The following is a 21796-nucleotide window of genomic DNA, read 5'->3' on the forward strand; positions in this document are numbered from 1 at the left end:
GGTCAGGTTCGCGAGCCGGCCGACCAGGCGGATCCGCCGGTCGGCTCGTCGAACAGGCCCAGCTGCGGGCCCACCCTCGGCGGCCGGAAGTGCTCCGTCGAGAGATCGTAGTCGCGCGGCTCGATGCCGTGCTTCGCGCGCGCCAGGTCGAAGAGCCGCTGGACCTGCTGCGCGAATGGCCCGCGACCCCGCATGCGCTCGCCGAAGGTCGACGCGTAGAGGCTCCCGCCCCGCAGTTCCCGCATCCGGTTGAGCACCTTGTCGGCGCGGCCCGGATAGTGCCGACGGAGCCAGTCCTCGAACAGGTCGGCGACCCCGTACGGAAGCCGGAGCATGATGTAGATCGCACGCTCGGCCCCCGCCTTCGCGGCCGCCTCGACGATGGCCGGAATCTCGTGATCCGTGAGCCCCGGGATCACGGGCGCCACGTTCACCCCCACGGGGATTCCCGCCTCGGCGAGCCGCGCGATCGCGTCGAGCCGCCGCTCGGGGGTTGAGGCCCGCGGCTCCATCTTTCGCTGCAGCGATCGATCCAGCGTCGTCACGGAGAGCTGGACCTGGACGGCATTGTAGCGCGCCAGTTGCGCGCAGCAGATCGATGTCCCGGGTCACGCGGTGGTGCTTCGTCACGATCCCGACCGGGTTCCGCGCCTCGACCAGAACCTCGAGACACCGTCGGGTGATCCTCAACCGCCGCTCCAGGGGCTGGTAGGGGTCCGTCACCCCGCTCAGCACGAGCACCTGCGGCTTCCACCGCGGCGAGGCGAGTTCCTGCCTCAACAGTTCGGGCGCCTCCGGCTTGACCAGGATCCGGCTCTCGAAGTCGAGTCCCGCCGAGAGACCCAGGTACTCGTGCGTCGGCCTCGCGTAGCAGTACGCGCAGCCGGTCTCGCAGCCCCGATAAGGGTTCAGGCTGGCGTCGAATCCGAGGTCGGGACTGTCGTTCCGGGAGATGATGGACCGCGATCGGTCCTCCAGGATCTCGGTCTCCGGATCCGGATCTGACGCGAGCGTCCACGCCTCTCGTTCCACCGCGAGGGGGAGGAAGCGGTTCTTCGGGTTGTGCGCGCTTCCTCGTCCCCGGATCGAGCGGCGCCGGTCTGTGGCCACGGTCGACATGGGCTCCAACGTGGATTTCGGCTTTTATTCGGTACAGGTGACACAATATGAGGGAGGACCGGCGGGGTTTCAACTAGAAGCTGATTCCGAGTCGCAGGGTCAGGGTGTCGAGGCGGGGCTTCCCGTCCCCGCGGAGGACCGTGGACCCGACCGGGACCTCCGAACCCATGAGAGAGTTGATTCCGAATCCGTAGCGCACCTCGGGCCACAGCCGGAGGCCCAGATCGAGTTCCAGGCCGGCGCCGAATTCCGCGCGGATGGGACGCGCCGTGAGCAGGTCATCGACGCCCTCGACCGTGCTCGACGGGAAAATGAAGACGGGTCCCGCCAGCAGATAGGGGCTCACGGCCGGAAACGGGAATCGAATCCGCACGTCGACGGGGATCTCCAGGAGTTCGATGTCGAACCGGACCTGATCCTCGCCCGCTTTCGCGACGAGGCCGGGTACGCGGTGATAGACGAGGGCGGGCCGCAGCGCGAAGGAGGCGAGATTGACGTTGAGGAAGATCCCGATGTGAAAGCCATCGTTGAGATCGGTGAAGTCGAAGCCGCTGGCAGGCAGGAAATCGCCGAGGGCGTCGCGGTTGTAACCCGCCAGGAGACCGACCTGTGCGTGCGCGGCAGACGGAACGACGCAGGCCAGACTCAACACCACCCACCCCCACCGAGATCGGGCGCTTCTCTTTGTCCGCGTCACCTCGTCCCCTCCCGACATCCGATTCGGCCCCTCGAGGAACGTACGCACGGCGGCTTTGGACGGGAAAGTACTCAGCCGGCGTCGGTGCGACGCGTGCACGCGTTCGATATGATGACCCGTCACCTTCACTTCCGAGGTCAGGGTACCATGATTCGACGCACCGCATTTCCGCGCCGCTCCGTTTTCCCGCTTCTCCTCTTCGCCGCCGCGGCGTGCGCGACCGACGCCGGAGAGAGCCCCGAAGCGACCGGTGCCGACGTCTCCCCGCTGCCGGAGGGGGTCGCCGAACTCGTCCTCACCAATGGAAAGATCGCCACGCTCGACGGCCAGGACGCCGTGGTGAGTGCCCTCGCGGCCAGAGACGGACGGATCGCCGCGCTGGGCGCCGACGACGAGGTCGCTGACTGGGTTGGCGAGGGCACTCGGGTGATCGACCTCGGGGGGCGACTCGCGATTCCAGGCTTCATCGAGGGGCACGGCCACTTCATGGGTCTCGGGAACGCTCAGATGATCCTCGATCTGACGACCGCGGACACGTGGAACGACATCGTCGCCATGGTGGCAGAGGCGGCAGCGGATGCCGAACCGGGGCTCTGGATCAGCGGCCGGGGGTGGCATCAGGAGAAGTGGAGCCGCCCGCCCGATCCGATGGTCGAGGGGCAGCCGGTGCACGAAGGCCTGAGCGCGGCGAGCCCGGAGAATCCGGTGATCCTCACCCACGCGAGCGGCCACGCCTCCTTCGTGAACGGGAAGGCGCTGGAACTGGCCGGGATCGACGCCGACACGCCCAATCCGCCCGGGGGCGAGATCGTCCACGACGCGGCGGGGCGTCCGACCGGCGTCCTGCGCGAGACGGCGCAGGGTCTGGCTCGGCGGTCCTTCAACGAGGAGGGGGCGGCGCGCTCGGAGGCCGAGCGTGAGGCCCTGGCGCGCGAACAGGTGCGCCTCGCCAACGAGGACCTGCTCCGCAAGGGGATCACGAGCTTCCAGGACGCCGGATCGGGCTTCGGGACGGTGGACCTGCTCAGGACCCTCGCCGATGAGGGCGCGCTGCCGGTCCGGATGTACGTGATGCTGCAGGGCGGGGCAGAGGCGCTCGCGGGGCGGCTCGACGAGTACCGCATGATCGGCTACGCGGACAACCGGCTCACGGTGCGGTCGATCAAGCAGGTCGTGGACGGGGCGCTCGGCTCGCACGGCGCGTGGCTCCTCCAGCCCTACGCGGACATGCCGTCATCGACCGGCCTCGCCACGACGACGCCCGAAGAGATCGAGCGCGTCGCGCGGCTGGCGATCGAGCGCGGCTACCAGGTCAACACGCACGCGATCGGGGACCGCGGCAACCGCGAGGTGCTCGATCTGTATGAGCGCACCTTCGCGGACCACCCGGACCGCAGCGACCTGCGCTGGCGGATCGAGCACGCGCAGCACATCGACCCGGCGGACATCCCGCGCTTCGCCGGGCTGGGCGTGATCGCCTCCATGCAGGGGATCCACGCCTGCTCCGACGGACCATGGGTCATGCTGCGACTGGGCGAGGGCCGGGCGCGGTCGGGCGCCTACGTGTGGCAGGACCTGATGCGAGCCGGGGCGATCGTGACGAACGGCACGGACGTGCCGGTGGAGGACGCCGACCCGCTGGCGAGCTTCCACTGCACGGTCACGCGCCTCATCGAGGGCGGGTCGACGTTCTTCGAGGGCCAGGCGATGACGCGCGAGGAGGCGCTCAAGTCGTACACGTGGGCGAACGCCTACGCCGCGTTCGAGGAGGACCTCAAGGGAACGCTGGAAGTCGGGAAGCTGGCCGACATCACCGTCCTGTCGCGGGACATCCTGACGATCGCCGCCGACGAGATCCTCCAGGCCGAGGTGGACTACACGATCGTCCATGGCCGCGTGGAGTACAGCCGGGAGAACTAAAGAACTAGGGTCGCTCGCGGACCGCCCCGTGCTCGATCTGGCTGCGGATGACCCAGTCGTAGTCGGCCGCGAACAGCGCCTCGCGCGGATTCGCCGCGGGCCAGCCCTCGAGCGGGATGAAGGCCCCGGCGACCGCCGCCATGCCACCGTCCTCGATCCCCGAGTCGAACGGGTTCCAGTACTCGGCCGTGATGCGGTAGGTGTGCCCCGGGACGACGAGCGCCCCGACGCCGCGGCCCTGATGCATGAGCATCGGGATGTCGACAATCCGTCCGTCCTCACCGACTTTCGGCCGTACGTCGTACAGGACTTCGCCGGTGGTCAGGTTCCGGAATGTGAGCCGGGTCGCATGCGCGTGCAGGTGTCCGCCCAGCCCGATGATCAGCCCGCGGATGGCGGGGCTGGCGTCCCAGGACTTCGTCGAGCGTCCGGGCGGAAGGTCCCACGCCTTCGTGGCGGAGACCTCGGGGTACATGGCGTCTACGTGGAACGGTGTCACGGGATACAGGGGCAGCGCTTCGTTCCGCTCGTACTCGAGCGTCAGATGGACGGTGACGCCCTCGTAGGCCTCCTCCGTCGGGTTGTGCAGCATGGTCAGCGCGAGGAAGGTCGCGCCCCCCCGCACGGGGAGACCGAACAGCCAGCCCGGCATGCGGACCGGTCGCGTCTCATGGCTCGCGGCGAGCACCCTCAGCATGATCGGCAGGAAGAGTTCGCGCCGTCCGGGCTCGAGGAGGTTCATGTGGTGCAGGACGACGCGCGGTACGGGCTCTCCGTCCTCGTCGAGGATATGGGTCCGGTAGCCGCGGATCGTCATGTCGAAGGGGAAGACGCCCTCCTGCACGGGAAGCTGTTCCATGTGGTGCGAGGATTGCGCGGGCAGATCGATCGGCCCCAACACGATGGCGAGTTCCTTGCGCCCCGGATCGTCGACGACGCGGATGCTCTTCGTCGACGCGGTCGGCTTCGGCTGCTCCGTCGCCATGGCGTGGCCGGCGTGCGCCTCCTGGGCTACGGCTGGCGCCAGTCCGGGCAGGTTGACCGCGGCGAGGATCCCGACGACGGCGACCGGAGATCGGTGGCGGCGGGACTCCATGTGGCTCAAGGCTGGCTCAACGCGTGTCGGACGCTTCCAGATCCTCCAGAAGATCGAGCAGCTTCTCGAGCCACTTCTTGACCTTGTCCCGGTCGACGCTGGCGTCCAGCTCCACCGAGAGCTGCGGGCCGGAGCGTCCCGCCTCCGTGGCCGCGGCGCGTCCGTGCAGCACCCTGTGCAACTCCCCTTGCGTCGTACCCGTGGCGTCCATCCGGATGGCCTCGCCGTCGCGCTCGATGGTCCCGGCGTCCAGCCAGATGGTCTTGCCGCCGAGGCCGACGTGCATCCGCACATCCTCCCCGGAGTCCAGAGTCTGCGTCTGATCGGCCCACAGCCGCTCACGGCGTTCCAGGGTCCGTGTCAGCCTGTCGTTCGGCCTGATCGTGACCCGCGCATCCGGCCTGATGGTCATTCGCGCGCCCGGCGCGAGCCTGATCCGCTGCGCATCCAACGTCTCCCGAAGCCTCTCCAGAACATCGCGGCGGGGGTGCGCCCGAGCGTGCCCGAGCCGGTCGACGAACGCGCCCGCGGAGTGCTCGATCGCGCCATGCACTGCCCCGGCGGCGTCGGCCGCTCGCCGGACCTGCGCCGCGGCGAGGCGCGGCGGAGCCGCTAGCGCGCCCGGCGGATCGAGGACTTCGAGGGCGTCCGCCACCAGTCCCATCGAGGCGCTGCTGATGCGGGCCGGTCCGGCCAGGTCGGTAAGGTGGGAGACGGCAGCCCAGGCATAGAGGAAGACGGCCCAGACGGCGAACGCGGCGACGGCTTGTCGGATCAGCTTCACGTCGAATACTCCGCGGCAGAAAAGTCGGCGACCCGGTGAATCTACGAATCCGCGCCGTAGCGGGTTTCGCCCTCCAATATGACAGAACCCCGCCGCAAAGGGTTGTGTTCCCTCGGGCCGAGCTCCGGGCCGCCGTGGCCTGCGAGGACGGCTACGGCTCGGGGTCTTCCTCACGCCTGAACAGCACCGTACCCCTGACGCTGACGGGCCGGTGTTCGTCGTCGGTCAGCCGGACGCGCAGGGTCGTGATCTGGATGCGGACCGTGACGCCCGCCCGCGTGAAATCAAGGTGCAGCGAGTCGGGCGGCAGTTCGACGCGTCCGGGCGCGGTCGAGATGCCCGACCGTGACGCCCGGGCGATCAGCCCCGCGAAGGAGGCGGTCGCAAACTCCGTCTCGCCGAGACGGATCCTCGTGCCGAGGCTGTCCGCCGTGGCGTCGAACGCCAGCGTATCCCCCTCGATCATGCGTCGGCCGTTGAGGAGGTTCACGTCAAAGAACGCATGATCGAAACCGGACAGGGCGACGGCCGCGTCCCGGCCCCCGGGGGGCGAGATCCCGGTGAAGCCGCGGGGGTCCGGCAGCAACCCCTCCCCGGGGGCGAGGCCGAAATAGTCGGCGATGAGCGCGGCGCGGCGCCCGGCTTCGGTCCACGAGGAGGGCGCGGTCCCCTCCCCGATCGTGTCGACCGTGGCCACGCCCCCGTCGAACCAGCCGTCGATGCCGTCCGTCCCGTGCCAGCCCGCCAGATAGGCCAGGATGTCGTTGATCTGCCGCCAGTCTTCGGCGGGGACCTCGACGGGGACCTCGGCCGCCGCCGGGGAGACCCTTCCCTCCCGCAGCACCCCGTGCGCGGTCAGCAGGCCCTCGAGTCGTCCGACCTGGCTGCGCTCCGCGACATCGTACGCGGACCAGGGGCCGACGAAGGTGAGGAGGCCGAGCACGGCCAGACTGAGCGGAATCCCCTTGATCTCGCGCGACCGCGACACCGTGTAGAAGAGGGCGGTGGCGCCCAGCCAGACCGCCAGGACGAGGAGCAGGTATCGGGGCGCGGTGATGCCGTACTGCCCGATCCGCTGCGTGATGGCGAGCAGCAACATGGCGACCGACGGCAGGAGCGCGATCCAGAAGACCCGGGCGTACCTATCGATCCAGGCATGGCTCTCGCGGCCGCGCCTGGGATGGACGAGGAGGAGCGAGAAGATGCCGACCGCCGCGAGCGCCGAAACGAGATAGCCGATCCAGCCGCTCGGCCACGTGGTCGTGATCACCACGCGCCCGAGGTAGGCCGTCAGGATGACCAGGTACAGGGAGACGAGTGGCAGCAGCACGTACTGCACGAAGACGCGAAGCCCCGCCGGATAGTCATCCCGCCGCTCCAGCCGCCCGAAGTCGCGCGGAACGCCCGCCAGAAAGAACCAGGTCTGAAAGACGAAACCGAGGAAGAAGAGCAGTCGGGGATAGTTGAGATCGTCTATGTCGATCCCGAACAGATTGTCGATGCCGAGCAGGGCGAGCGACAGCCCGCCGAACAGGACATACGTATAGATGCCGCCGAGACAGAACCGGAAGAAGAGCGTTCGATTGAACTGCCAGAAGCCGTTCGGCTCGCGGACCCCGAGATAGGCGATGAAGGCGACGAGGAGGTGCAGCGTGACGCTGAAGTGGAAGTAGCGCATCGCCGTGACCTGCTCGCCCCAGTTCGGCCAGCGCCAATAGAAGAGGAGGAGCACGGCGAGGCCCAGCGCGCGCAGCGCCCAGTGTTGCAGTGCTCCGAGACCCCGGCGCTCGGCGAACAGGGTCAGGCCCGTGAGCAGGGGCAGTCCGAGACTGGCCGCCGCGACGGGGCGCAGGGCCTCGAACGTGTCCGCCTCCACGGCCCTCATGGCGGCGATGGAGGCGACGACCCCGCAGAGGAGGACGACCGGGAACCGCTGCGCCGTGGCCCACGCCGCCGAGGCGAGGCGCTGGATCGAGGGCAGCTTCATACGCGGACCCTCACGTTCACGAGGCGCTCGGCCGCCTGTTCGAGGACCTCTTCCGTCTTGCAGAACGCGAAACGCACCAGCTTCCGCCCGTCCGCGGGGTCGTGGAAAAAGCTGGATCCGGGGACGGGCGCGACCCCGATCTCACGCGTGAGCCAGAAGGAGAACTCGTCGTCCGGCAGATCCGAGAGATCCGAGAAGTCCGCCAGCACGTAGTACGCGCCCTCCGGCTTCCGGCAGTGGAACCCCGCCTCCACCAGCGCGGGGTAGAAGAGGTCCCGCTTGGCGCCGTAGAAGTCGGACAACCCCTCGTAATACGAGGCGGGGAGCATCTCGAGCCCGGCGGCGACCCCCTCCTGCAGCGGCGCGGGAGCGCCCACGGTGAGGAAGTCATGGACTTTCCGGATCGCGTCGGACAGCGCCGCGTGCGCGATGATCGTCCCGATCCGCCACCCCGTGATGGCGAAGGTCTTCGACGCGGCGCTGATGGTGATCGTCCGATCCCGCATCCCCGGCAGCGTCGCCATGGGGATGTGCTCCGCGCCGTCGTAAAGGATGTGCTCGTAGACCTCGTCCGTGATCGCGTAGGCGTCGAACTCCTGGCACAGGGCCCCGATCTTCTCCAGTTCCTCGCGCGTGAAGACGCGGCCGGTGGGGTTGTTCGGGGTGTTGACGATGATCGCGCGCGTCCGGTCGCTGAATGCGGCGCGCAGCACGTTGAAGTCGATCCGCCAGTCGCTCGTCAGCCGCACGAAGACGGGGGTCGCGTCGCAGAGCGTGGTGTCGGGCCCGTAGTTCTCGTAGAAGGGCTCGAACACGATGATCTCTTCGCCCGGATCGACCACGGCCAGCAGCACGGACATCATCGCCTCCGTCGCCCCGCAGGTCACGGTCAGGTGCCGCTCCGGGTCCACGTCGAGGCCGTACCACTCGCCGTAGGCGGCGGCGAGCGCCTCGCGATACCGCTTCGCGCCCCACGTGATCGCGTACTGATTCACGTCGTCGTAGATCGCGCGCGCCGCTCCGATCTTGAGCGTGTCCGGCGACTCGAAGTCGGGGAAGCCCTGCGAGAGGTTGATCGCGCCGTGCTCGTTCGAGAGCCGGGTCATCATGCGGATGACGGACTCGGTGAAGCCGTGCGTCCGCCGAGCGGTATGTATCTTCATGAACTCCGTTCTTCCTCTTCCTCTTCTTCTTCTGCTTCCGGGTTGGCCGAATCTTCCCCGTGGTTTTCCGCCCGTGTGTCGGAGGTCGGACGGTCCGGCCGTCGGAACCCGGAGCCTGCGAGCCGGGGCTCCACGAGTTCCTCATGATCGCGCAGCCAGCCGAACCAGACCACATCTCCCGACTTGAGGACAGTGTTCGTGGACACCGGCTGCTCGCGCCTCCCGCGCCGGTGGACGAGCGCGAGGGCGGGGAACTGGCGGTCGGCCAGCGCGTCCAGCTGCGTGACGCGCAGCCCCGGGGTGCCCTCGTAGATGAGCGGTTCGATCGCGACGCGGTCACGCCGGAAGTGGTGCGCCCAGCGCTCGTATTCGATGCCCGAACCGAACAGTACGGCGGCTTCGCTCTCGTCCACCTGCTCCGGGCCCACACCCGGGGTCAGCGGATCTATGGCGACCAGCCGGTCGACGCCCGGAGCGGCCTCCCCCACGCGTGTCGCGATCAGCAGGTTCACGCCTTCGTTAGGGGTGAGGGCGACGACGGCGCGCCGCGATTCGACCCCGGCCCTCACGAGGGTCCGCGGTTCGTTCGCGTTGCCGAGCACGACCCGGAACCCCTCACCCTCCGCGGCGCCCGCCTCGGTCGGGTTGGTGTCGACGAGGATGATCGGAGCGTCGCCTGTTCGCGCCGCCCGGAGCGTCCGCGCGAGGGCGCGTCCCACCGGATTGGCCCCTACCACGACGAACCCGTACCTGGACGGCTTCCGCACGCGCAGGAGTCCGGCCATGAGCCCGCCCGTCCCCCCGAGTACGACTACGGTGACGGCGATGACGAGGAACACCATCGCGCGGAGCTGATCTCCCTGTGCCTCCATCCCCATGTGCGCGAGTTCCGCCGCAAACAGGGACGACACGGCGAAGGCGACGATCCCGCGCGGTGCGAGCCAGGCGAGGAAGGCCTGTTCGTTGCGCTCGAGTCCCGCTCCCCGCGTGCAGGCCAGGACGCAGAGCGGGCGGATGAGCACGACGAGCACGATGACGGTCGCGATGCCCCCGGCGCCCAGCGCCCACACGTCGGCCAGGTCGACGGCGGCCGACAGCAGCACGAAGAGGAGGCCGACGAGCAGGTAGGTGAGTTGTTCCTTGAACTCGACGAGTTCGCGCGCGTGCCGCGGGCCCATGTTGCCGACCACGAGCCCCGCGATCGCGACCGTCATGATGCCGCTTTCGGGAAGGAGGGCGTGCGAGGCCTGGTAGAGGGCGAGGACGCTCGCGAGGGTGAAGATGTTCCGCAGGTCGGACGGGACCGCCCGGCGCAGCCTCAGGAGGCCGCCGATCGCGACCCCTCCCGCGACCCCGATCACGAGCCCGAGCCCGAGCCGTCTGGGCAGGCCGAGGACGCCCGCCCCCACCTCGCCCGCGGTCGAGGCCAGCGCCACCTCGAAGGCGACCACCGCGAGAATGGCCCCGACCGGGTCGATGAGCACGCCTTCGGCTTCGAGGATCGTGCGCAGCTTGTTCCGGAGACGGATCCGCCGCGTGAGCGGGTTGATCACCGTGGGGCCCGTGACGGAGACCAGCGCGCCGAACAGCAGCGCAACCTGGAGACTCCAGCCCAGAGCGAGCATGGCCGTGACCGTGGCCCCGGCGATCGTGATCAGCGCCCCGAGCGTGATCAACCGGCGGATGACGAGCGCTTCGCGTCGCAGCCGGCCGATGTTGAGCTGAAGCGCGCCCTCGAACAGGATCACGGCCACCGCGAGCCCAACGATGGGGTTGAGGCCTTCGCCCAGCGTCTCGGGCCGCACGAGGTTCGCGAACTCGGGCCCCAGCAGGATGCCGGTCGCGAGCAGGAAGAGGATGCCGGGCACCCGGACGTGTCGAGCCACGGATTGCACGACCACGCCCGCGGCGAGCGCGAGCGCGAACGTGAGTGCGGGATCCTGGAGATTCACGGTATGGGGGCCGCGGCTCCGCGGGTGGGCATCAGGTCCCTTCCACCGGCTCCCGCTCGATGGCGAGGAGGAAGTTCGTGAACCCCTCGTCGTAGTCGGAGAGGCCGTTCTGGCCGGTGAACTTCATCCGGGCCTCATAGGCGTTCTTCATGATCGGCCCCACGACGCCGGCCAGCCCGCCCTCGTTCGGGTGACGCAGCTCGAAGGCCGCTCGCAACTCCTCACGCAGACCCGCGTCAACGAGCATCTCGTTGTACGCGGTGGCGTCCCGGTCGGCGAGCACCCATAGCTGGCGGTCGAGCCGCTCGCAGAACGCGGATTGCTCGAGCAGGGGTTCGCCGGAATCCGCCAGCGCGAGGTAGCCGAGGACCTGCGCCTCGACCTCCTTGAGGTACCCCTTCCGGTGACAGAACTCGTGCGCGATCACGTGCGGTTCGAACACACCCGTACTCCGGAAGATCGCGACGTCGCCGGTCAACGGGTCCGCCGCCCCGAGGGCGAAGGGGAACACGATCTGCGCGAGCATGAAATCCCGAACCCGCGCGCTCGTCTCGAGCCGTTGCCCCGTGAGTTCGGCCAGGAAATCGGTCAGCCGGAGGTCGACCTGCTCGGCCAGTTCCTTCCGGGGTGTCCGCATCGGGAGGTAGTTGCCGTTCAGGCGGGCCACGAGACGTTCGACATCCCCCAGGCGATCCTTCTCGGAGGCCGGGGGCGGACGAAGCGGGTCGAACCCGAACGCCTCCTCGAAGTCCACCCGCCGGGCGTCCGCGCGGATCGCCCAGTCGATGGCCGCGCTCCCCGCGTACACGCCGAGCGCCGCCACCTGGAGGGCGCGGCCGGCCGGGCTCGCGCCGAAGAGAATCCTCGCCGCGAGGGGGGCCGTCAGAAGCAAATCCGAAGGCGCGATCGGGAGGTACGTCGCTATGTTGGGGATCCGGAGTCTGTCCATGGGTCCTCGTCCGCGAGTAGTGCACGAAAGTCCGGAATCCGGGGACGCGTGGCAACCGTATGGGGCGAAAGGGCGTCCGTGGGGCGTACGCGCGCCGACGCCCGCGCGCTCGCGAGTCCGAAGAGAGGGAGGGGAGCATGCGTCGAAGCAGGTCGGGGTCGTTGCGAGTCGTGTCGGGGGTCGCGCTGGCGATCGCTCTCGGCGCCGTCCCGCTCGCGGGGCAGGAGATCAAGGTCGGGGGACAGGTCAGCTTCGGGGACGACGCGGACTTCGGACTCGGCCCGCGCGCGCAGGCGGCCGTCCCCTGGGTCGCCCCGGGGGTGTGGGTCGCCGCTTCCTTCGACTACTTCTTTCCCGATTCGGGTCTGGGGGACCCCGGAGGCGACTACGACTACCGGGAACTCAACGTGAACGTGCTCGGGGACCTCTCGATCGCCCGCGCGACGAACCTCGTCCCGTACATCGGCGGTGGCGCGAACTTTGCCTGGCAGGAGGTCCCGTCCGGGTCCGATGAGGGATCCGATGACGGCTCCGACGAGGGCGAGGGAAGCTCCGAAAGCCTCTTCGGCCTCAACCTCGTCGCCGGGTTCCGCTTTCCGCTCGTCGGATTCACCCCCTTCGTCGAACTGAGGTACGAACTGCAGGGGGGTGGACAACTCCTCATCGCCGGCGGCGTTCTCCTGCCCTGACTCGGACGGAAGGGACAGCGGGCGGGGTCAAAATCGCAGGCCGCCGCCGGCGCTGAAGGCCCATCTCGATGTCTCGGAGCTGGAGATCCCGCCGCCGAAGCGGTACCCCACGTTGAAGTTCGTCACCTGCGCGAATGAGGACAGCGGGGAGCCGCCGAACACGGTGACCCCGACGTTGCCCCCGAGCCTCGTGTCCTGGTCGGGATACCACGCCCCTCCGTAGTCGACGAACGCGCCCACCCCGAGTCCGAACAGATTGGCGAAGTTGTCGACGAGATAGGAGCGATGTTCGAGCGTCGCCTGGAGCGTCCGGGTACCCACGAAGGCATGCGGTCCCCACAGGCGGGGGAGGATCTGGAAGCCGATGTCGTGCTCGGACCCCGGCCGGGGCGATTCCTGGACCCCTCCGATGGCGCGCAGGAACGTGGTGTTACGATCGGTGGAGCGCACCGCCGCCGTTCCGGAGCCGTAGACGTAGCCCGAATCGAGCCCCGCCGAGTTGAACAGGCCACCACCGTCGAGCAGACCCTTGAGAAGAGCCGATCCCGCGCGCGTACCCGAGGAAAGGAGGAGGCGGGCTCCCACTCCCGTCGACTCGTAGCCCAGGGCTTCATGGGCGAGCTTCGCCGAAAAGAACACGCGGTGACTGAGGTCCTGGTCCTCCTCCGCGAAGCCGTTGAAGCGTTCGACGCGCTCGAAGCGGGCACGCCGCCACTCCACGAACGCGCCGACCAGGCCGTAGACCGAGTCCGGAACCGTCGCATAGAGGCTGTCGACATCCACTTCGGGATTCTCCAGCCGCATGTGCTCCTCGTGGCGGACCTCCAGCGTGGCCCCCACGCGCACGAACCCGCGTGCGCTGGCGATCGGGGCGAGTGTGCCCGTGAACCGGTTGATCAGCGCGCGTCGCCGCCATTCGATCGTCTGGAGTGAGTCCGGGCGGTCTCGAACGTACTGTGGGATCCGCCCCTGGAAGCTCCGTCCCTCGTAGTAGAAGGCTGAGCGATCCGAGAGAGAGCGGAAGGGGTTCGAGACTCTCCACACGACGACGTCGCGATCCGACAGGTTCAGCCAGGTTCCGCTGACCGATAGCCGCGTCAACCCCACCCGGTTCGACGTGAGCCGGAGGTCCATGCCGTCGCGGTCGGTCTCCCTCACGTACCACGCTCGCATCGAGTTGCCGGTGCCCCCGAGGTTGACCTCGGTGACCCCGAAGGTGCCGGTCAACGTGCCATCCGAAGCGAGGCGTCCCGTGAAGCGCGGCTGCAGACTCCACGCATCCCGTGTTCCCACCCTCAAGGCGCGCTTCCCGTCGACCTGCACCGAATCCACGCGGACGCGGGCGAAGAGGCCGAGGCGGCGGAGGTTGCGCTCGCTCTCGGCGGCCAGCAGGGAATCGTACGGCGCCCCGGGTCCGAGGAGCAGTTCGCGGCGGATGACCCACAGCTGCGTCGTCGCGTGCAGACCGTTTCCGATCCGGTAGATGATATTGTTGGCCGCTTCTTCGGGCGCAAAAATGTCCCGGCGAGTGATGATGACGGTGTCGATGATCGTGCTCGCGGCGTCGGCCGCACTCCCGGGTGGCGAGACCTGCGCCCGTACTTCGGACGCCAGGAGGAGGCCCAGCAGAGGAAGGACTCGGGCGACGTTCGCGCCCCGGAACGGGGCGGGGCGAGTACCCCTCACCGAGGGGTCCTGCGACGGAATCATGGGGCCGGAAGGTACGGCGGTCCGGGGATCACGGCCACCGCACATCGGCGCGTCTCCTGACCCCGGGTTCGTCGCCGAAACGGGCGGCGATCTCGCCGAGTGTGAGCCCCTCGATGGGGTGCCGGAACCCCGGTGCCACATCGGCGAGCGGCAGCGCCAGGTATGCGCGCGTGAGGATCTCGGGATCCGGCAGCCGCAGGTCGTGTCGGTCGACGATGAGCCCCTCCACCGCCGCGATGTCGATGTCGATCGTGCGGGGTGCGTTCGGGTCGGAGGTCCTCCGGCGTCCCAGCCGCCGCTCCAGCGGGCGGATCACGTCGAACTTCAGCGCGCGCGGGCTGCGCCCGGTCGTGAGACGAAGGGCCGCGTTGAGGAAGCGGGGCGTTCCCGGGCTCCCCACTGGATCGGCCTCATAGATGGCCGAGAGCGCCTCGATGCCGAGCACTTCGTCGAGCGCATCGAGGGCCGCGAGGATGTGTCGCTCCGGCTCGATGTTGGATCCCAGCGCCAGGAGGACGGTGCGCCGCACGGCTTCCGGCTCGCGGGTGGCCGCGGAGCGGTCCGTCTTCACGCGTAGTCCGCCGCCGAACGTTCGACTTCGATCCCGACCGATCGCGCGTAGCGCAGGGCACCGGGCTTCTCGACGCGGACCTTGGCGCGTTCGGCGCCGAAGTCCACGATCGCGATCCGCGCGAGCTGGTGCGCGAGGGCTTCCACCAGATACGGCTCGGCCTTCTCGATGTGTGCGATTACGCGCTTCGTGAGCGTCCGGTAGTTGAGCACGTGCCCGACGTCGTCCGACTCGCCGGCGGTCCGGGCATCCACGGACAGAGCCATGTTGATCACGATGTCCTGTTTCTTCTCGCGTTCCCAGTCGTTGACCCCGATGATCCCTCTGACGAGGAGATCGCGGATGATGATGTTGTCGCGCGCCGCCATCAGCCTCTTCCTCCCGGCAGCAGGTGCTCGCCGCCATCCACATGGATCGTCGCTCCCGTCACGTAGTCGTTCGCGGCCAGGAACACCGCCGCCTGGGCCACATGCGCCGGCTCCCCCGTGCGCGAGAGGGGGACGCGCCGACCCTTCCGCGCCCATTCCGGGTCCTCCGCCGTCTCGCCGGAGGGCGGGAGGATCGGGCCGGGTACAATGGCGTTTACGCGTACGTCCGGGCCGAGTTCCCGCGCGGCCGTCTTCGTCAGGTGCAGGAGGCCCGCCTTGCTCACCCCGTGCGGCGTGAACCCCTTCCAGGCGGCGACCCCCGCCATGTCCGACATGTTGATTATGACGCCGGGCGCCCAAGGTTCCCCGAGGCTGCCGCGCCGGTCCACGACGGCCCCCATGCGGACGGCAGCCCGCTGCGTCATGAGGAAGGGCGCGCGCAGGTTGAGTGCCTGAACGGCATCCCACTCGGCGATGGTTACCTCGTCGAACGGAATGCGCTCGAAGCTGGCCGCCGAGTTCACCAGAATGTCGAGGCGGTCGAAGTGCACGTCGAACGTCTCGAACACACCCTCGAGCTGCGCCGGGTCGACGAGGTCGGCGGCGGCGGTCGCCGCCCGGCGGCCCACGGCTCGTACGTCGTCGGCCGTGCGCTCGGCGGCCTCCAGCGAGGCGCGGTAATGGATGAAGATGTCGCACCCCGCCTCGGCCAGGCCGAGCGCGAGCGCGCGGCCCAGTCGGAGGCCCCCTCCGGTCACGAGTGCGACCGTCCCTTCAAGCTTCACTTCGTATTCTCCGTCATCGAGCGCGCGCGGGTGTCGAACGCCGGGAATGTACACGGTCCTCGCCCGAAGAGGGCATTTCGCGGGGGCATTGCCTCCGGAACCCGCGGGCGCCCGATTGCCCCGCAGGATCCGGAATCCGGCGCTGGGCCGGCGGACGGCGCAGCGGAGGAGGCGCGTGAGAGCGATCTGGTACGAGACGACGGGCCCCGCGCGAGAGGTGCTGCGGTTCGGGGAGCTCGAGCGGCCGCCGCCGGGGCCGGGAGAGGTCCGCGTGCGGGTGGCGGTCTCGGGCGTCAACCCTTCCGACACGAAGCGGCGGGCGGGCTGGATCGGCCTGTCCATGCGACACTCGCGGATCGTACCCCACTCGGACGGTGCCGGGACGATCCGCGCCAAGGCGGCGGTCGCGCGTGAGGGCGGGGCCCGGCACGTCATCGACTACCGGCGCGAAGATGTGGCCAGCCGGATTCTCGAGCTGACGGAGGGCGAAGGCGTGGACCGCGTGGTCGAAGTGGACCTCGCCGCCAATCTCGACACAGACGTGGCGGTCCTTCGCCCCAACGGGGCCATCGCCTCCTACTCGTCGACCTCGGGTCCCGAACTACGGCTCGACTACTATCCGCTCGCCTTCAAGGACGTGCGGATCCACTTCGTGCAGGGCTATCTGCTCCCGGCCCCCGCGCGTCGCGCCGCGATCCGGGACCTCACGACCTGGCTCGCCGCGGGGCAACTCGAGGTCCGGATCGCGAAGGCGTTCCCGCTCGCGGAGACCGCATCCGCCCATGAACTGCTCGAGTCCGGCCGCGCCGGCGGGAAGGTCCTCGTCGAGACCTGAGGAGCCGCCCCGCCTGCGCGCGGAGGCCGGCTGCTTCCGGCTATAGCGGCCCGGCCGCCGTCTACTGCAGCCGCTCGAAGCGGAGGTCCCAGACCCGGCCCTGGCTCAGGCTCGCCTGCGCGACGCGGCCTCCTTCGCCACGGTGGAAGATGTACGTCGAGCCGCCCCGGGTGAACGCGTCGGGATAGACGGGCTCGAGCGCCCCGCCGTCGCCGTAGCGGTCCTTGAGCATCAGATCTCCGTCCTCGATCTCCACCCAGTACGTCACCTCGGCCTCGTCGCTGTGGTAGGCTCCGACATAGGCGGCGAGGTCGGCCGCCGTGGGTGCGAACGCGCCTACCGGCTCGATGCGCACGTTCTCGGCCACCGGCGTGTTCATGATCGCGGCGGGTCTTCCCCCCTCCCCGGTTCCCTCGAAGGCGATGGATACGCCGTTCGGGGAAACGAACTCCGTCTCGCTGACGGGCGTGAGCTCCAGGCCCCCGAGTCCGTCGCCCACGCGCAGGGACGAACCGTCCGCGGTCAGCTCCATGAACTGTCCCGTGCGGGTGTCCCGGTATCCGCCGGCGAGGGCGGCGACGCGGGCCGGGTCGAGTTCCACGCCCGCCACGTCGCCGCCCTGGGATTCCTCGCTGATGGCGTCGCCGAGGTACAGTTCGGCCACCTCGCGGGCGAGTCGCCCGGGGTTGGCCGGCCCCGCGTTGCACATCACGGACACGGACACGCCGTGGTCCGGGAAGCGCGTCAGGAAGCCACGGTACGCCGCGGTCCCTCCGGAGTGCTGGACTTCGCGGACGCCCTTGTATTCGCCGACGAAGAGTCCGCCGGCGTAGCTGATCTGCTGCCCCGTCGAGAGCGTACCCTGTTCGTGCATGAGACGGATGAATTCGGGGCCGCCCACATCACCCGTGTCCAGGTTGCGGGTGAACCTGAGCAGGTCCCCCACCGTCGTGAGCAGGCCGCCGTTCCCGTGCACGTTCTCGAACGGCATGAGCATGTGCCATTCGCCGTCCTCACCGGGCGTGTATCCGACGGAGCGCTCCTCCACGATCTCCGTGAAGTCGTCGCGCCACTGCGTCTTCGTCATCCCGAGCGGTCCGAAGATCCGCTCCTGCGAGAACTCATCGAAGGTCTGGCCGGTCACGCGCTCCACGAGCATCGCCTGCAGGTTGTACCCGGTGTTCGTGTACGAGTAGTAGAGGCCCGGCTCGTAGTTCAGCGCCAGCTGCCGGCTGGCGATGTCGAGCGCGTGCTTGTGCGTGTGAATACGCGTGGTCCGCGCCCAGCCCTCGATGCCGGCGACCGAGCCCCAGTCGCGCAGCCCGCTCGTGTGATGGACCAGCATGCGCACGGTGACCGGCTCGCCGTAGTCGGGCATCTCGGGGAAGTACTCCCGGATGTCGTCGTCGAGATCGATCGCTCCATCGAGTGCGAGCAGGATCGTCGCCGCCGCGGTGAACTGCTTCGACACCGACCCCGGTTCGAACACGGTCTCGGGCGTGTTCGGGATGTCCCATTCCAGGTTGGCCATCCCGTAGGCGCGCGCCATCACCTGCTGTCCGTCTCTCGAGACCGCGAAGGCGCAGCCCGGCCCGTCGGGATCGGCGTATTCGGCGAACACGGCGTCGAGGGCCGCGAGTTCGACCGCGCCGTCCGGCGATTCGCCGGAGTCGGCCTGCGCGCAGGCGAGTCCCGTCGCGAGAAGGAGGGTAAGCGTCCAGAGCCGTGTCTTCATCATTCCGCTCCTGATCGTTCTGCTCCTGAATGGGGTTCGAAACTTGGCCCCATCAGCGTCCGATGTCGATGACGCCCTCGTCCCCTTCGATGCGGAGGGTGGTCCCCAACTCGGCGGACCGCGTCCGGATGTCCTCGAGCAGGGTGCGGGCGGCCTCGCCCTCGAGGACGTACGGCTGCGAGAGGTCGTCTCCGCGTCCGGCGAGGGGGAGGACGTCGACCCGGGTCACGCCGTCCGGACCCATGTGCAGGCGGACGGCGATGTTGTCCATCCAGTAGTCGTGACTGTGGCCGAAGATGAAGTTGCCCATCGAGTAGACGATCGGCTTCCCGTCCCGGACCTCGATCCCCCGCGGCATGTGGGGATGGTGGCCCAGGATCGCGTCCGCTCCGGCGTCGAGGACGTCGTACGCGAAGGCGCGCATGCCGGGGTGGACGTCCTGGCTGTTCTCGATCCCCCAGTGAAAGCTCACCAGCACGAGGTCCGCCTGGTCGCGGACGCGGGCGATGTCCTCGCGGATCAGGAACGGGTCCATCGGAGCGACGCCCGACTGGTCCGTGGTCGCGAACGAGGAGCCGCCGTCGTTGACGAACTGGGCGTAGGCGAGGAACGCGACGCGGAGGCCGCGGCGCTCCAGGACGTACGGGCGGCGGGCATCCTCGAGGTCGCGGCCGGTCCCGGCATGGCCGACCCCGGCCCGGCTCAGATGGTGGATCGTGTCGAGCAGCCCCTCGCCCTCGGCGTCCAGCGCGTGGTTGTTGGCCGTAGCGACGACGTCCATGCCGGCCCAGGCGAGGGCGTCGGCGAAGGCGGAGGGGGTGCGGAAGGCGCCGCTCCAGCGCGCGTCGTCGGAGATCGGGGTTTCGAGGTTGGCGAACGCGATGTCCGCCGCGCGCAGGACATCCGCCGCGCGGCGCAGCGGATACCGGGCCTCCTCCTCGCGGTCCCCGAACGAGAGACCGTAGTGGTGCGCCCGCAGGTGGTGCGCGTTCTCGCCGATGATGGGGGTGCCGAGTTCCGCCTCGAGGAAGGCGCGCGACTCCGGGGTCGCGGCGTAGGGAACGCGGATCCAGCCGTCGTCGCGGTCCCACAGGACGCCGCTCCCGCCCCGCTGCGGGGCGTCGTAGAACATCGAGGGCGCCTTGGTCGTGCGGGACCACTCGATGTCGCCGACCGCGATGAGCGTGATCTCCTGGCCGGCGAGCGGACGGGCCGCGGGGACGAGCGCCCAGGCCCCGGCGAGAAGCGCGAGCGGGATCCTGCGGCGGGCTGAGGGCATGGGAGCCTCCGGTCGCGGGGTCACTGGGTCGGGGCCGCGGCGAGGATCCGGGCCGGGTCGAGCAGGCGTCCGTCACGGACGACGCTCCGGATGCGCCGCGTGTTCCGGATGTCATCGAGGGGGTCGGCCTCGAGGAGGACGAGGTCGGCGACGAGCCCCGGCTCGATCGAACCCCGGTTCTCCTCCTCCCTCAGGATGCGCGCGTTCTCGAACGTCGCCGCCGTGAGGGCCTCTCCCGGCGAGAGTCCGGCATCGACGAGGAATTCCATCTCGTGGTGCAGAGAGGCCCCCGGGGCGACCTGCGGCTCCGGCGCGTCGGTTCCCACGAGCAGCCGTACGCCCGCGTCGCGAAGCATGCCGGTGAGGCGCAGGTACTTGTCCCACGTCCCCTCCCGTACGGACAGGGGGGCCGCGCCCCAGTCGAGGATGCGCGCCTCACGGTCGCGGTCCCAGAAGGCCTTGAGCCGGGCCGGCATCGGATCGTGGTCGGGATGTCCGTAGACCTCCGGGAGGTCCATGAACAGCAGCGTCCCCCAGAAGACCATCAGCGTCGGATCGACGCGGACCTCGTGTTCGGCGATGAGGTCGACGAGGCGGCGGCACTCGTCCGAATCCAGGTTGATGGAATGCCGGTCCTCCGGATCGTCGAGGAGGAAGTTCGACACCGTGTAGATGTGCTCGATGCAGTCGAGACCGTCGCGTACCGCGTCCGCCGTGTGGTAATCGAGGAGGTGTCCGGTGACGACGAGGCCGTGCTCGTGTCCGGCCTCGATCACGCGCCGTCCGATCTCCCTCCCCGTGCCCACGTAGACCTTCAGCGTCTTCACACCCCACGCCGCCATGTCCGCCACGAAGGGTTCGACCTCCTCGGGCGTCCGGAGCGTCCACCCCACGTCCGGGTGCCAGGGGGGATCGCCGTCGATCAGGAAGCTGCACCGGAAGACGTTGGGCGAGATCTCCGGGTGGTCGTCCGAGAAGCGTTCGACGAGGCGCTGGGCCGGGACGTTGTCGCCCGTGCTGCGGATCGAGGTGACCCCGTGGCCGAGGTAGAAGGGAAGGACCTCGTCGCCCGTCATGTGCGACTGGTAGAGGATGTGGCTGACGTGTACGTGCGCGTCGATGAGGCCGGGGAGGAGGAAGAGGCCGGCGCCATCGACCCGCGTGGCGCCCTCCGCGGCGTCGCTGCCGGGGCCGAGTTCGGCCGCGGCGGCCACGGCCTCGATGCGGCCGTCCCGGACGAGGACGCTGGTGTCGGGGCGCATGGCGCCGGTTCGGGTGTCGAAGACGCTCGCCCGGTGGATGAGCAGCGGGGGCGCCGACGCCGCGTCGGTTCCCGTGGGCGGCGGGCGATCGACGGCGCCACGCTCCGCCCGCCCGGCGTCCGTACGGCAGCCCAGGGCGAGTCCGGTGCCGGCCAGCGCGGCGCCACGCAGGAAGTCGCGTCGCTCGATCGAGCCTTCGCGGCCGGGCGCTCCCGGGTCCGGCGGCGTTCTCATGACGGTGCACCTCCCGATGCCGCCGTCGCGGCGGCGCCGTAGCGCTTCAGGCCCTCCTCCGCGTGAAGCCGGAGCTTCCGGTCCTCTTCCTCCGCGAGAATTGTCCGGAAGACGGAGGTCACGCGCGGGTCGGGCGCGAGATGGTGGGCGAGCATCGCGACCGCCTGCCGCCGCACCCTGAGGCTCTCGTCCGTCGCGATCCGCTCGAGGAGCAGCGGGATCGGATCGACGGGGTTCGGGCCGTCCTTGCAGGTCTCGCAGGCGAGCGAATGAACGGCCCACAGGCGCACCTGGCTCTTCGGATCGCCGAGGAGAGGAACCAGGGCGCGAAGGGTCTCCGCGTCCGCGAAGGTGTCGGCGAACAGGGCGCACCAACGGCGCACCTGCCAGTCGGGGTGCCGGAGGCCGGCCCGGATGTGGGGCAGAACCTCCTCCCCGCGCTCATGGAGGGCGAGGAAGGCGGGCATGCGGTTGGCGGGAGTCGCGAACTCCTCGACGAGTTCGGGGGCCGATGCACCCGGGCGAAAGGGCGGGGCGGCAGCGATCATCCCGCGGATCGTCGCCGCGTGCGCCGACTCGTGAAGCGCGGTGCCGCAGCGTGCGCCTTCCGTCATGCCGTCCCGCTCACGGTGAGGGTCGTCCGGCGCCCCGGATAGCGCGA

At 69.4% G+C, this 21796-nt stretch carries 18 protein-coding genes and 1 pseudogene; 3 read left to right on the top strand and 16 right to left on the bottom strand.

The window, feature by feature from the left end; translation table 11 throughout:
• Positions 1–2: 2 nt before the first annotated feature.
• Positions 3–1119: pseudogene (locus ACOOHF_RS12495) on the bottom strand (PA0069 family radical SAM protein).
• Between the two features lie 73 nt (positions 1120–1192).
• On the bottom strand, positions 1193–1768 hold the full coding sequence (locus tag ACOOHF_RS12500; protein WP_420461946.1) for an outer membrane beta-barrel protein: 576 nt from the start codon (positions 1766–1768) through the stop codon (positions 1193–1195).
• 195 nt (positions 1769–1963) lie between these two features.
• Here ACOOHF_RS12500 and ACOOHF_RS12505 point away from each other — a divergent pair, with 195 nt between their 5' ends.
• A complete protein-coding gene (locus ACOOHF_RS12505; RefSeq protein WP_420461947.1) occupies positions 1964–3736 on the top strand; it encodes an amidohydrolase in 1773 nt (590 codons plus the stop codon).
• Positions 3737–3740: 4 nt separating this feature from the next.
• On the opposite strand, the gene ACOOHF_RS12510 is transcribed toward ACOOHF_RS12505, so the two are convergent.
• The 6 genes from ACOOHF_RS12510 to ACOOHF_RS12535 all read right to left on the bottom strand — a co-directional run bounded on the left by ACOOHF_RS12510 (position 3741) and on the right by ACOOHF_RS12535 (position 11667).
• The gene (locus tag ACOOHF_RS12510) at positions 3741–4841 is read right to left on the bottom strand and encodes a hypothetical protein (protein ID WP_419935178.1); all 1101 of its coding nucleotides are present in this window, start codon (positions 4839–4841) and stop codon (positions 3741–3743) included.
• Between the two features lie 7 nt (positions 4842–4848).
• Positions 4849–5616 (bottom strand): hypothetical protein, encoded by a 768-nt coding sequence (locus ACOOHF_RS12515; RefSeq protein ID WP_420461948.1) that lies wholly within the window; start codon positions 5614–5616, stop codon positions 4849–4851.
• Positions 5617–5767: 151 nt separating this feature from the next.
• Entirely contained in the window at positions 5768–7603 is a 1836-nt protein-coding gene (locus tag ACOOHF_RS12520; protein WP_420461949.1) for a DUF4153 domain-containing protein, read from the bottom strand.
• Positions 7600–8766 carry a pyridoxal phosphate-dependent aminotransferase gene (locus ACOOHF_RS12525; RefSeq protein WP_420461950.1) on the bottom strand — a complete coding sequence of 389 codons (1167 nt, stop codon included), beginning with the start codon at positions 8764–8766 and terminating at the stop codon, positions 7600–7602. The genes ACOOHF_RS12520 and ACOOHF_RS12525 overlap by 4 nt, the downstream gene beginning before the upstream one ends.
• On the bottom strand, positions 8763–10718 hold the full coding sequence (locus ACOOHF_RS12530) for a cation:proton antiporter (protein ID WP_419935182.1): 1956 nt from the start codon (positions 10716–10718) through the stop codon (positions 8763–8765). Before ACOOHF_RS12530 ends, ACOOHF_RS12525 begins: the two co-directional genes overlap by 4 nt.
• 31 nt (positions 10719–10749) lie before the next feature.
• Positions 10750–11667 (bottom strand): DUF3810 family protein, encoded by a 918-nt coding sequence (locus ACOOHF_RS12535; protein ID WP_419935183.1) that lies wholly within the window; start codon positions 11665–11667, stop codon positions 10750–10752.
• 137 nt (positions 11668–11804) lie between these two features.
• Here ACOOHF_RS12535 and ACOOHF_RS12540 point away from each other — a divergent pair, with 137 nt between their 5' ends.
• The gene (locus ACOOHF_RS12540; RefSeq protein ID WP_420461951.1) at positions 11805–12356 is read left to right on the top strand and encodes a hypothetical protein; all 552 of its coding nucleotides are present in this window, start codon (positions 11805–11807) and stop codon (positions 12354–12356) included.
• A 27-nt stretch (positions 12357–12383) separates the two neighbouring features.
• Here the strand turns inward: ACOOHF_RS12540 and ACOOHF_RS12545 are convergent, their stop codons facing one another.
• Genes ACOOHF_RS12545 through ACOOHF_RS12560 form a run of 4 tightly spaced genes read right to left on the bottom strand, consistent with a single transcriptional unit; the run spans position 12384 to position 15790 of the window.
• Positions 12384–14042 carry a hypothetical protein gene (locus ACOOHF_RS12545; RefSeq protein ID WP_420461952.1) on the bottom strand — a complete coding sequence of 553 codons (1659 nt, stop codon included), beginning with the start codon at positions 14040–14042 and terminating at the stop codon, positions 12384–12386.
• Between the two features lie 52 nt (positions 14043–14094).
• Entirely contained in the window at positions 14095–14637 is a 543-nt protein-coding gene (folK, locus tag ACOOHF_RS12550; RefSeq protein ID WP_420461953.1) for a 2-amino-4-hydroxy-6-hydroxymethyldihydropteridine diphosphokinase, read from the bottom strand.
• Positions 14634–15005, bottom strand: a complete 372-nt coding sequence (gene folB, locus ACOOHF_RS12555) for a dihydroneopterin aldolase (RefSeq protein WP_420461954.1) — start codon at positions 15003–15005, stop codon at positions 14634–14636. The genes folK and folB overlap by 4 nt, the downstream gene beginning before the upstream one ends.
• On the bottom strand, positions 15005–15790 hold the full coding sequence (locus ACOOHF_RS12560; protein WP_419935187.1) for an SDR family NAD(P)-dependent oxidoreductase: 786 nt from the start codon (positions 15788–15790) through the stop codon (positions 15005–15007). The genes folB and ACOOHF_RS12560 overlap by 1 nt, the downstream gene beginning before the upstream one ends.
• A 175-nt stretch (positions 15791–15965) precedes the next feature.
• On the opposite strand from ACOOHF_RS12560, the gene ACOOHF_RS12565 reads away from it, so the two are divergent.
• Positions 15966–16625: a zinc-binding dehydrogenase gene (locus ACOOHF_RS12565; RefSeq protein ID WP_420461955.1), complete on the top strand. Its 660-nt coding sequence runs from the start codon at positions 15966–15968 to the stop codon at positions 16623–16625.
• A gap of 61 nt (positions 16626–16686) precedes the next feature.
• On the opposite strand, the gene ACOOHF_RS12570 is transcribed toward ACOOHF_RS12565, so the two are convergent.
• The 4 genes from ACOOHF_RS12570 to ACOOHF_RS12585 are packed head-to-tail and all read right to left on the bottom strand — an operon-like array spanning position 16687 to position 21749.
• Complete coding sequence (locus tag ACOOHF_RS12570) at positions 16687–18360, bottom strand: serine hydrolase domain-containing protein (RefSeq protein ID WP_420461956.1); 1674 nt, start codon at positions 18358–18360, stop codon at positions 16687–16689.
• A gap of 52 nt (positions 18361–18412) precedes the next feature.
• Complete coding sequence (locus ACOOHF_RS12575) at positions 18413–19639, bottom strand: CapA family protein (protein WP_420461957.1); 1227 nt, start codon at positions 19637–19639, stop codon at positions 18413–18415.
• A gap of 20 nt (positions 19640–19659) precedes the next feature.
• The gene (locus ACOOHF_RS12580) at positions 19660–21135 is read right to left on the bottom strand and encodes an amidohydrolase family protein (RefSeq protein ID WP_420461958.1); all 1476 of its coding nucleotides are present in this window, start codon (positions 21133–21135) and stop codon (positions 19660–19662) included.
• Complete coding sequence (locus ACOOHF_RS12585) at positions 21132–21749, bottom strand: HEAT repeat domain-containing protein (protein WP_420461959.1); 618 nt, start codon at positions 21747–21749, stop codon at positions 21132–21134. Before ACOOHF_RS12585 ends, ACOOHF_RS12580 begins: the two co-directional genes overlap by 4 nt.
• Positions 21750–21796: the final 47 nt, after the last annotated feature.

The organism is Candidatus Palauibacter sp. (assembly GCF_965216145.1).
Lineage (GTDB): Bacteria > Gemmatimonadota > Gemmatimonadetes > Palauibacterales > Palauibacteraceae > Palauibacter.

What these genes read in the sequence shown, in the direction of transcription:
- ACOOHF_RS12505 (WP_420461947.1), top strand. Translation starts at nt 1,964, where the DNA reads ATGATTCGACGCACCGCATTTCCGCGCCGCTCCGTTTTCCCGCTTCTC.
- ACOOHF_RS12520 (WP_420461949.1), bottom strand. Translation starts at nt 7,603, where the DNA reads ATGAAGCTGCCCTCGATCCAGCGCCTCGCCTCGGCGGCGTGGGCCACG.
- ACOOHF_RS12525 (WP_420461950.1), bottom strand. Translation starts at nt 8,766, where the DNA reads ATGAAGATACATACCGCTCGGCGGACGCACGGCTTCACCGAGTCCGTC.
- ACOOHF_RS12535 (WP_419935183.1), bottom strand. Translation starts at nt 11,667, where the DNA reads ATGGACAGACTCCGGATCCCCAACATAGCGACGTACCTCCCGATCGCG.
- ACOOHF_RS12540 (WP_420461951.1), top strand. Translation starts at nt 11,805, where the DNA reads ATGCGTCGAAGCAGGTCGGGGTCGTTGCGAGTCGTGTCGGGGGTCGCG.
- folB (WP_420461954.1), bottom strand. Translation starts at nt 15,005, where the DNA reads ATGGCGGCGCGCGACAACATCATCATCCGCGATCTCCTCGTCAGAGGG.
- ACOOHF_RS12570 (WP_420461956.1), bottom strand. Translation starts at nt 18,360, where the DNA reads ATGAAGACACGGCTCTGGACGCTTACCCTCCTTCTCGCGACGGGACTC.
- ACOOHF_RS12575 (WP_420461957.1), bottom strand. Translation starts at nt 19,639, where the DNA reads ATGCCCTCAGCCCGCCGCAGGATCCCGCTCGCGCTTCTCGCCGGGGCC.
- ACOOHF_RS12580 (WP_420461958.1), bottom strand. Translation starts at nt 21,135, where the DNA reads ATGAGAACGCCGCCGGACCCGGGAGCGCCCGGCCGCGAAGGCTCGATC.
- ACOOHF_RS12585 (WP_420461959.1), bottom strand. Translation starts at nt 21,749, where the DNA reads ATGACGGAAGGCGCACGCTGCGGCACCGCGCTTCACGAGTCGGCGCAC.